The sequence below is a fragment of the Microbacterium oryzae genome, assembly GCF_030406385.1.
GTDB lineage: Bacteria > Actinomycetota > Actinomycetes > Actinomycetales > Microbacteriaceae > Microbacterium > Microbacterium oryzae_A.
This window is the reverse complement of sequence record NZ_JAUEPM010000012.1, coordinates 40,195-50,233: the sequence shown is the minus strand read 5'-3', so window position 1 is coordinate 50,233 and position 10,039 is coordinate 40,195. Positions and strand designations below refer to the sequence as shown.

Sequence of the window (10,039 nt, the reverse complement as noted above, 5' to 3'; positions counted from 1 at the left end):
CCATCGCGTGCGGGCCCGATCTCGACGTCCTCGCCGAGAGCGTGCGCCCCTTCGTCGACGCGGGCTTCACCGATGTCGCGATCGTGCAGGTGGGCGACGAGCAGCAGGAGCGCTTCCTCGCGGAGGTGGGGGGGGGGCGGGGGGGGGGGGGGGGCGCCGCCCCCGCGGCCCCCGACCGTGAGGGATGAGGGTCAGAACTCGGATTCCCAGGACGCCTGCGCCTTCTCCAGCGCGTCGGGGATCGACTGCTGGCCATCCAGCGCCGACTGCAGCTGCTCGCCGAGCTGGCGCATGAGCTCCTCCGCGACGGGCAGGCCGGTGAACTCGTTCGCCGGGTAGCCCGCCTGGTAGATCTCGAACGCCTTGCCGAACAGCTCGTCGTCCTCGACGAACGCGGGCACCGAGTTCGTGTTGCCGGGGAAGGCGTTCGCCATCGTCGACAGCTCGGAGTTCGTCTCCTCGCTCATGAGGAACGAGACGAGCTTGAAGGCGGCCTCCTTGTTCTCGGAGTTCTCGGCGACGCCGATGCCCCACGAGGCGTAGGGGATGCCGCGCTCGCCCTCGTAGCCCTCCTCGGCGGGGAGCGCCGAGATGGAGAAGTTGAGGTCGGGGTTCGTCTCGCGGATGAGGTTGATGTGCGCGAGCGAGTCGATCATCATGCCGACCCGGCCGTTGGTGAACTCCTCGACCTTGTCCTGCTCCTTCATCGTGAAGCTGCCCGAGGCGATGACGTCCGAGTCCCACAGGTCGCCGATGAACTCCGTCGCCGAGGTGACGTCGTCGTTCGTGAGGTCGGGCTGACCGCCGTCGAGCATCGATCCGCCGGATGCCCACACCCACGACATGACGTCGTTCTGCACGCCGTTGGGCGCCTCGAGCGAGAGCGGCAGGACCCATCCCGAGGTGTCGCCGCCGAGCGCCGTGATCTTCTCGGCCGCGTCGGCGAACTCCTCGCGCGTGGTGGGCGGAGCGTCGACCCCGGCCTCGGCGAGCAGGTCGTCGTTGGTGAACATGGGGTACACGAAGTTGACGACGGGGATCATGTAGGTCTTGTCGTCGACCTTGATCTGGCTCGCCAGCTCGCTGTCGTCGTAGTCGTTCTCGGCCATGAGCGCGGTGAGGTCGGTGATGACGCCCTGCGAGGCGAAGTCGTTGACCCACGCGCCGTCGAGGCCGACGACATCGGGCATGGTGCCGGAGGCGGCGCCGGCGAACAGCTGCTCCTTCGTGGAGGCGTAGGGGCCGCTGACGAGATCGACCGTGATCTCGGGGTTCTCCTCCTCGAACTTGTCGATGAGGGCGCGGAACTCACCGTCGGGCAGCTCGGGCTCCCACCACTGCGCGAACTCGATCGTCACGTCGCCGCCGGCGGAGTCCGATCCGCCGCCGGAGTCGCTCGACCCGCAGCCGGACAGCACCAGGGCCGTCGCCGCGGTGGTCGCGAGGCCCGCGAACATCACTGCGCGACGGGGCATACGCCGTTGAATGGCCATCGTCTCTCCTCTTCGAGATCCTGCGGCATTTCTCCGGCTTCTGCCGTTTCATGCCTGTTTAAGCAAGAGCATGCAGGAGGATGCGGCGGCAGTCAAGAGCGGAATCGCCGCCGTTACCGGACTGCGACGCAGTATCCGGGTCTGCGCGTCGATGTGCTGCTGGTGCTCTTTCTGCGGTTTCTTGCCGTTTTCCTGCATTGCTGTGCTAGAGATGACGGCATGGATGCGCAGGCTCCCGCTCGAGGACGACGGCTGCCGGCCGGACGCAAGGCCGATCTCGCCGCCTATGTCGACGAGCTCGGCAGGGTGACCGTCGGCGACCTCGCCGAGCACTTCAACGTCTCGATCGACACCATCCGCCGCGACCTCGATCAGCTGGATCGCGCTGGCGTCGTGGTGCGCACGCACGGCGGGGCGGTGAGCGCGGCGGAGAACCAGGGGCGCGACCGCGGCCTCGACGTGCGCCTGCGGATGCAGGTGGCGGAGAAGGAGAAGATCGCCCAGGTCGCCGCCGGCCTCGTCGAGGACGGCTCGGTGATCATGCTGAACGCCGGCACGACGGCGCTCGCTGTCGCCCGCGCGCTGCGCAACCATCGGGACCTCACCATCGCGACGAACAACCTGCGCATCCCGGGCGAGATCTCGCCCCTGGTGTTCCGCGACCTCTACGTCTTCGGAGGTTCGGTGCGCACGATCACGCAGGCGACGACGGGGCCGGTGTCACTCGCGCTGAGCTCGAGCACCCCCGACGTGGACATCCGCTGCGACCTCGCCCTGATCGCCGTCGGCGCGGTGCACGAGTCCGGGTACTCGACCACGAACCTCGGGGACGCGACGATGATGGCCGAGATGATCCAGCGCGCCGACCGCGTGGCGATCCTCGCGGACTCGACGAAGCTCGGCCGTCGCCTCTTCGCTCAGGTGGTTCCGCTCGAGCAGGCGGATTACCTGATCACCGACGAGCAGCCGAGCCCCGAGCTCGCGGCGACGCTCGCCGCGGCCGGGGTCGAGGTGTTGACGCCGTAGAGGTGGCGCGGTCACCACCTATGCGCTCGAGTCCCTTCAGGGCAGAGTTTTCTTTTTGCTTCTGACCAGGGGGCTCCAGTGTGGTCAGACCAAGCAGAGCGCCTTATTGGCCGTTGCATTTCCGCAATCCGAGAATCTCGAGGCCCTCCGAAGGGCTCCGACAAGCCCCTTCAGCGCGCTTCGCTGGACGTCGCAACGACGAGATCGAGCGTTCTAGGCATCGCGAGCCTCGTTGAAAACTGAGCAACCTGCTCTCTTATCACTTCCGCTGGCGGTAACGGGTCTGCGGATCCGCCGGCAGCGCCGTCACCCCACCGCCAGTACGCATCGCCATGACTCCCCGAGGAACCGCTGCGTACACCGCACCTCGCCGCCCAGCATGATCGCGACACTCAGCCATTGAATGCGTATGCACTTCGGTGCCCCCGAGCCCCTACTCATCGGCCCGTATGCTTCCGTGCCGCGAAGTGGTGAAAGCCAGCCAGCGGTGCCCGAAGACGATCGGGACCTCCGCGAGCACCACTCAGCGTCGACTGGTCACGTGATGTCCCACAGAGGCGACAGAATGGTCCCGTGGTTGTAGCGACAAGTGAACGGACTGCAATGAGGGAGCCGCGGCATATCAAGTCTCGCGAGCGGGTTCGCGATCTCGGTGAGGTCTATACCCAGCCGCGTGAGGTGGAGGCGATGCTAGACCTCATTCCCGACGCCTTCGCACACATCGACACTCGGTTCCTGGAACCGGCGGCTGGCGATGGCAACTTCCTCGTCGCGATACTCGAGCGCAAGGTTGCCGCTATCAACGAGAAGACGCACGGCGGCAGCGATAACTGGTACGAGTTCGCATTGCTGCGCTGCCTCGCCTCGACGTACGGCGTCGATATCAATGAAGAAAACGTCGAAGAGGCGCGCGAACGAATGATGATGGTGATTGATGCGGCCCACGTGTTGTGGAGGAAGCCCGGAACGGAGGGTTTCGTGCGTGCAGCCGAAGCGATCATCACGACCAACGTCGTCGTCGGTGACTCACTGAACGCGGCCGATCAGATCCTGTTTGTCGAGTACACGCCGCTGGAGGGGGAACGATTCCAGCGCGTACCGTCGGAGTTGGAGGTACCGATGGTCGACCTGTTCTACGAGCCGCCCACGGCTCTGCCGACGGTGCACTATTCGGAGCTCGGGAGTTGACCGCGGAAGCAGTCGCAGCGGCGGCGAAGCAGCCCCCCGACCTGCAAGTTCCGGATGTGCTCGAGACGCTTGCCCAGCTGCCGAACGACGACGTCTATACGCCTCCCAAGGTCGTCGCGGCGATGCTCGACATTTTGCCCGAGCATGTCTGGTCGGAGCCGCACTACACGTGGCTCGACCCCGCGGCGAAATCGGGCATCTTCCTTCGCGAGGCATTCAGGCGACTAATGGTCGGCCTCGCCGCGTGGGAACCGGATGGCCAGAAACGCCGCGAGCACATTGTGAAGAACATGATCTTCGGCGCGGCGACGACTCAGATCAACGGGGAGATCACCCGTCGCTCTCTCTACCAGACGAAGAACGCGACGGGTAAGGAAGTCAAGGACCTGGGACTCGCTGGTCTCGTAGTCCAGTTTGATTCGCCTGACGGTAACGTGCCGTTCGTCGAGACTGAGCACACGTTGACCCGCAAAGGAGATAAGTGTTCGCTCTGCAAGGCGCCGTCGAAGCTCATCCGAGACCAGCGCGAGTCTTACGCCTATTCGTTCATTCACAAAACCTATCCGACGAAGGAGATGGGCACGATGAAATTTGACGTGATCATCGGGAACCCGCCCTACCAGATGGGAACGGAGGGCCACGGCAAGACGGCTTCGAGTATCTACCACCTCTTCGTCGAGCGAGCGATCGCCATGAACCCTCGGTATGTAGTCATGATTACACCTTCACGATGGTTCGCGGGCGGAAAGGGCATGGACAACTTCCGGGATCGAATGATTGCGGATAGGCGACTTCGCATCCTGGTCAATAACCCCAAGATCTACGACGTCTTTCCCCAAGTGAAGATTCGCGGGGGCGTCTCATACTTCCTGTGGGACCGCGACTATGACGGCGATGTTGAGTTCCAGACGCGAGTGCGCGGCGAACTCAAATCTTCTGTTACGCGCGATCTTCGCGAGGGTGACGGAGTCGTTGTCCGAGACAACAGAGCGCTATCAATCATCCGCAAAGTGATCTCGGCAGCGGAACCCCAAACGGTTGAGGACATTTCTAGCGTCACCAAGCCGTTTGGTCTCACCATGCGTTCAAACTACAAGGGGAGCGTCGCGGAACCATTCGAGGGAGCAGTTCCACTGATCTATGCGACCAAGATCGGATACAGCCGCCCCGATCAAATCGAACGCAACCACGAATGGATCGACAGGTGGAAAGTCATCCTCCCCATGGTCTCGTCAGGAGATACCCCTGAGGACGATGAAGGGAACATCATCGACGTCGTTCTCGGCGAACCCATCGCTTTGGCACCGGGGTCGGCGTGTACTCAGACCTACTTCATCCCGGGCATGTTCTCTACCCGGGAAGAGACGGAAAACTTCGCGTACTATCTCGCGACGAAGTTCGTGCGCTTCCTCGTCCTGCAGCGGAAGATTTCGCAGCACGTGACACCCGATCGCTTTCGATTCGTTCCGATGCTCGACATGACACGACGTTGGACTGACTCAGATCTCTTCGCACGGTATGGACTCTCGCCGGAAGAGATCGAATACATCGAGACCTCGATCAAACCTCGATCGATCATCCTCTCGCTGGACTCGCCGATTCCCGAGACTCACCTTCCCGGCGGCCGAAAGTATCGTGCCGGCGACGCTGCCGTCGAACCTGACGATGAGGGGAACGACGAGTGAAGACCGATGTTGTAAAGCCCAAGGATGTCTTCTACAACCCGACGAGGCTTGTAGTGCCGCTCTTCCAGCGGCCCTACGTCTGGTCGAAGGAGACACAATGGGCCCCGCTGTGGCAAGACATCGTTCGACTGATCGAAGTCATCTCGCAACATAATCAGACAGCAACTCATTTCCTTGGAGCTATCGTCATCCAGCAGGTGCCGACGACGCTCGGCGCACTGCCAACATGGAACGTAATCGACGGCCAGCAGCGGCTCACGACGCTGCAACTTCTGCTCGATTCGCTGCACACCGAGCTCGAGCGACGCGGGTGGGCGCAGCTTGCTGGGCAAATTCTCCCGCTCGTGGAGAATCCGTCCGACTATCGCGACGACGAGAACGACCGTTACAAGCTTTGGCCGACTAATCGCGACCGTGAGGCCTTCACCTCGGTGATGTCTGCGCCGACGCCCGTCGACTATTTGACCGTCGTGAAGTCGCGGCTGGGCGATGCGCACGAGTTCTTCGCCGGCTCGATAAACACCTGGCTCGGTGACGACGAGGCTGCTGAGCGGCGTGCCCGGATGCTAGTCGCTACCGTGATGGATCGGCTGGAGATCGCCAGCATCCGCCTCGATGCAAATGAAGACGCGCAGGCGATCTTCGAGACACTCAACGCGCGTGGCACACCCCTGTCCGCGGCTGACCTCATCAAGAACTTCGTGTTCCAGAACCTCGCTGGCACACCGCACGATGCCGAGAAGGCGTACCTGAACTACTGGGCCGAGTTCGAAACGCCGTGGTGGGAGAAGGAAATTACCACCGGTCGCATCAAGAACTCCCGTGCGTCCCTGTTCCTCTGGCAGTGGCTCACCGCCAGGACACTCCTCGACTTCCCGATTCGCGAGGTGTTCACTCAGTTCAAGCACTACGTGAACACGGTCGCTAAAGACATAGGCGTGCTGCTTCCGCAGATCAAAGCGGCCGCCGATCGCTACCGGTCGATCATTGAAGGATCCGAGAACGTCAACGGCCCGCTCAGCAGAGTTGAGCTCTTCAGCTACCGCGTCGGGACCCTCGATTCCGAGATCGCGCGACCCTTGCTCATGTGGCTCGATGAGCCCGAACAGGCCGCCGTTCCTGTCGCTGATCGCGAACGGATCCTCTCGATCCTGGAAAGCTGGTTTGTGCGTCGCGCATTGGTAAAGGCGCCGTCGCAGGGCTCGAACCGATTCATCGTCGACCTTATGCAGCACCTGAGCACGCAGCCGAAAGACCTGCTCGCGGACGCGGCCGAGGCTCTCCTCGTTGCAAACCATTCCGCTGTCGGCTACTGGCCCGGCGACGACGAGGTCAGAGAAGCGCTGACCGGCGCGACCGCGTATTGGAAGTATCTGCGGGGCCGCCTCCGGATGGTGCTGGAGGCCCTGGAGGATGCGAAGCGCGGATATCCCGACGGCAAGCAACTCGCTATGGGCCCTGTCGTGCGGGTCAAAGGCACCATCGAGCACCTGATGCCGCAGGGGTGGCGCAAGCACTGGCCGGCTCAACTGACCGAGGAACAGGAAGCGGCGCGAGACCGCACCGTGCAGCAGCTCGGAAATCTCACCCTGGTCACGCAGAAGCTCAACAGTAAGGTCAACAACGGACCGTGGACCACGAAGCGGGAGCACTTCCTCAATCACGACGATGTGCTGATCACGAAGGATGCGATCAACCTCGTCCGGGACCGGTGGGATGAGTCGTCCATCGAACAGCGCACAGCGCTGCTCATCGATCAGATTCTCGGCATCTGGCCCGCGCCCGCCGGGCATGCCGGCCTCCGCGGAGCCGCTGCTGCACCATCGACGGCCGTCAGCGTGGATATCGCACAGCTCGTGGCTTCCGGCTGGCTGGAGGTCGGAAGTGAGCTGACAACCCGGCACCCAACGTCAAGGCACGCGGGAGTGCGAGCGTCGGTGGCACAAGACGGACGCATCTTCATCGACGACGCGCCCTACGACAGCCCCTCAGCTGCCGCCGTGGCTGTCACGGGTACCGAAACCAACGGATGGTGGTGGTGGGTAATCGCCGCTACCGGTAAGTCTCTGCAGGACCTCAGAGCGGATTACCTTGCAAGTCTGGGTGAAGCCGATGCTGAGGTGCTCGACGAGCTATCCGATGACGCCATCGAGCGCGAGAGTGGCGAGGTCGACTCGGAGGACGGCGCTGCGTGACAAACCACATTTACGCCTATACACACGCTGGAAACGCGAAGCCGTGGCGTCGCGCGAGCGGGCAGAAGGGCGAGTCCTGGATCAAGGTCGGTCAGACCGTCAATCCGGGAATTGATCGGGTGAGACAACAGGTTGGTACGGCGTTCCCAGGACTACACGGCGTCGACATCCTTTTCCACTCCGAGCCCGCGGTCGGGCCCAACGGCGCGGACTTCAGCGACCATGATGTTCACCGTGTCCTGCGAAACGCGGGAATCGTCAACCCGGGGGGTGAGTGGTTCGAGGCGACCGAAGCTGAGGTTTGGGCAGCGTTGCGATCATTGCAACGCGGGCTTCCTTTCGACCCAACCCGCATCCAGGACTTTCAACCGCGCCCCGAGCAGAAGCGGGCCGTCGAGCAAACTGCAAAGTTCTTCCGCACCCAGGCGACGTTCGGGCCCGGAACCACCGTGAAGTTCCTTTGGAACGCGAAGATGCGCTTCGGGAAGACGTTCACCACGTATCAGCTCGCAAAGGAGATGGGCTGGACGAAGCTGCTCATCCTTACGTACAAGCCAGCGGTGCGGAGCGCGTGGCGCGACGACTTGCTGAGCCATGTCGACTTCATCGATTGGCAGTACGTCGACCGCGATACACCTCCGCGCGAGGCCGACGCCCTGATCGACAGCGGACGACCGACCGCGTGGTTCGCATCTTTCCAGGACGTGATCGGCCGTGACCCGGAGGGCAAGCCGAAGGAACGCAACGAGACTATGCACCTCGTTGACTGGGATTGCATCGTGATCGATGAGTTCCACTTCGGAGCGTCTACCAATGCCGCTCGTGAGGTCTACGACCCCCAGGACAAAGCAGAAGCCGCCTTGGCGCAGATGTTCATGAAGGCCGCGGATGAGTCGAGCGACACCGATGCCGACGTCGTGCCGAAGATCGACTACGGACTGAAGACCAAGTATCACCTGCACCTCTCGGGCACCCCCTTCAAGGCAATCACGAACGGCGACTACGCAGAATCCGAGGTCTTCAACTGGACCTACATAGACGAGCAACGCGAGAAGACTCATTGGGACGTGACGAAGGGCTGCAATCCCTACGAAGAGCTGCCGCAGATGCGCATGTATACGTACTCGATGGGCACCCCCGGCGGTGCGTGGGCAGAGGACGGGGAGTACGACGGATTCGACCTGAACACCTACTTCAAGGCAAAGAAGGCCGACACTGGCTACGTCTTCGAGAAGCCGGACTACGTAGCATCATTCCTCGACCTCATCCGCGGGAAGAAGGCGCTGCCGGAAAAGATCGTTGAGACCGGCGAGGCGAACGCTCAATTCCCGTATGAGGCGGCTGAGTTCAAGGATGCGGTGCGGCACTCCGTTTGGTACCTCCAGGACGTTGCCTCCTGCGAGGCGATGGCCGACCTGTTGCGAAGCGACCCGTTCTTCTCAACTTACGAGATCTACGTTGCGGCGGGGACGAAGGCGAAGATCGGCGCGCAGGCGCTCCCGCCGCTCCAGGCGGTAATTCGTCGCTCGGAGGAACAGGGCAAGTCGGGATCGATCACTCTGTCTTGCGGAAAGCTGATGACCGGCGTGACCGTTCCGGAGTGGTCGTCGATTTTCATGCTCCGCTCGTTGAAAGCTCCGGAGTCTTACTTTCAGGCAGCATTCCGCGTGCAGTCGCCGTGGAAGACCGACGGCGAGATTCAGAAGCGCACCGCCTATGTGTTCGAGTTCGATCCGAACAGGGCGCTCTCGCTCGTGGCGCTGTACGGCACAGAGTTGGCGAACAATTCCGCCGATCGGATCGCCACGCAGGCGTCGGTTCTGGGCGAGCTGATCAACTTCCTCCCGATCTTCGCGATCGATGGTGGCCGGATGGAGCAACTCGACGTTAAGGCAATCCTGGATTGGGCACACGGCGGGATCAGTGCGAACGCTCTCGCTCGCCGGTGGCGTTCGGTCGATTTGTACAACCTCAACGGCGTCACGATGGACCGGCTACTTCAAGACGTCGACCTGATCGCTGAACTTGAGCAGATCGAGGACTTCCGTACGATTCGTGAGGAAGCCGAGAAGATTGTCACCGCGTCGAAGAAGCTCACCGCGGTAAAGCGCGCTGGCGGCGCAGCGAGTGAGCAACGCAGACCCAAAAAGGAGATTGCCGAGAAGCGGAAGAATATCCGCGAGAAGCTTAAAAAGGTCTCCGCGAAGGTTTTGATCTTCATGTATTTAACCGACTTCCGCGAGGAGCGCCTCGCGCACGTGATCGAGTCACTCGACACAGAGTTGTTCCTCCGCTCCACGGGTCTCTCGCTGCAGTCATATGCGAAGCTGACCGAGATCGGGGTTATTGATGTCGGCAACATGACCGACGCGATCCAAAAGTTTCGCTACTTCGAGAAGAAGAGCATCGAAGCGCTGGTCTCGAGTGGCGCAAGCGAGAGCTAAACTCCGCC

At 62.3% G+C, this 10,039-nt stretch carries 6 protein-coding genes and 1 pseudogene; 6 read left to right on the top strand and 1 reads right to left on the bottom strand.

What is annotated here, in order from left to right:
- A pseudogene (locus QWJ90_RS13995) lies at positions 1-188 on the top strand (hypothetical protein); the annotation flags it as partial.
- A gap of 3 nt (positions 189-191) precedes the next feature.
- Here QWJ90_RS13995 and QWJ90_RS13990 read toward each other — a convergent pair.
- Complete coding sequence (locus tag QWJ90_RS13990) at positions 192-1,493, bottom strand: ABC transporter substrate-binding protein (protein ID WP_290108481.1); 1,302 nt, start codon at positions 1,491-1,493, stop codon at positions 192-194.
- Between the two features lie 219 nt (positions 1,494-1,712).
- On the opposite strand from QWJ90_RS13990, the gene QWJ90_RS13985 reads away from it, so the two are divergent.
- From QWJ90_RS13985 to QWJ90_RS13965, 5 genes are all read left to right on the top strand, one after another.
- Positions 1,713-2,519 (top strand): DeoR/GlpR family DNA-binding transcription regulator, encoded by an 807-nt coding sequence (locus QWJ90_RS13985; protein WP_290108480.1) that lies wholly within the window; start codon positions 1,713-1,715, stop codon positions 2,517-2,519.
- Between the two features lie 573 nt (positions 2,520-3,092).
- The gene (locus QWJ90_RS13980; protein WP_290108479.1) at positions 3,093-3,707 is read left to right on the top strand and encodes a hypothetical protein; all 615 of its coding nucleotides are present in this window, start codon (positions 3,093-3,095) and stop codon (positions 3,705-3,707) included.
- On the top strand, positions 3,704-5,392 hold the full coding sequence (locus tag QWJ90_RS13975) for an Eco57I restriction-modification methylase domain-containing protein (protein WP_290108478.1): 1,689 nt from the start codon (positions 3,704-3,706) through the stop codon (positions 5,390-5,392). The genes QWJ90_RS13980 and QWJ90_RS13975 overlap by 4 nt, the downstream gene beginning before the upstream one ends.
- Positions 5,389-7,587, top strand: coding sequence for a GmrSD restriction endonuclease domain-containing protein (locus QWJ90_RS13970; RefSeq protein ID WP_290108477.1), 2,199 nt, complete (start codon positions 5,389-5,391; stop codon positions 7,585-7,587). Before QWJ90_RS13975 ends, QWJ90_RS13970 begins: the two co-directional genes overlap by 4 nt.
- Positions 7,584-10,031, top strand: a complete 2,448-nt coding sequence (locus QWJ90_RS13965; RefSeq protein ID WP_290108476.1) for a GIY-YIG nuclease family protein — start codon at positions 7,584-7,586, stop codon at positions 10,029-10,031. The genes QWJ90_RS13970 and QWJ90_RS13965 overlap by 4 nt, the downstream gene beginning before the upstream one ends.
- Positions 10,032-10,039 lie beyond the last annotated feature (8 nt).

Coding starts and splice junctions, on each gene's coding strand:
- QWJ90_RS13990 (WP_290108481.1), bottom strand. CDS start 1,493: ATGGCCATTCAACGGCGTATGCCCCGTCGCGCAGTGATGTTCGCGGGC.
- QWJ90_RS13985 (WP_290108480.1), top strand. CDS start 1,713: ATGGATGCGCAGGCTCCCGCTCGAGGACGACGGCTGCCGGCCGGACGC.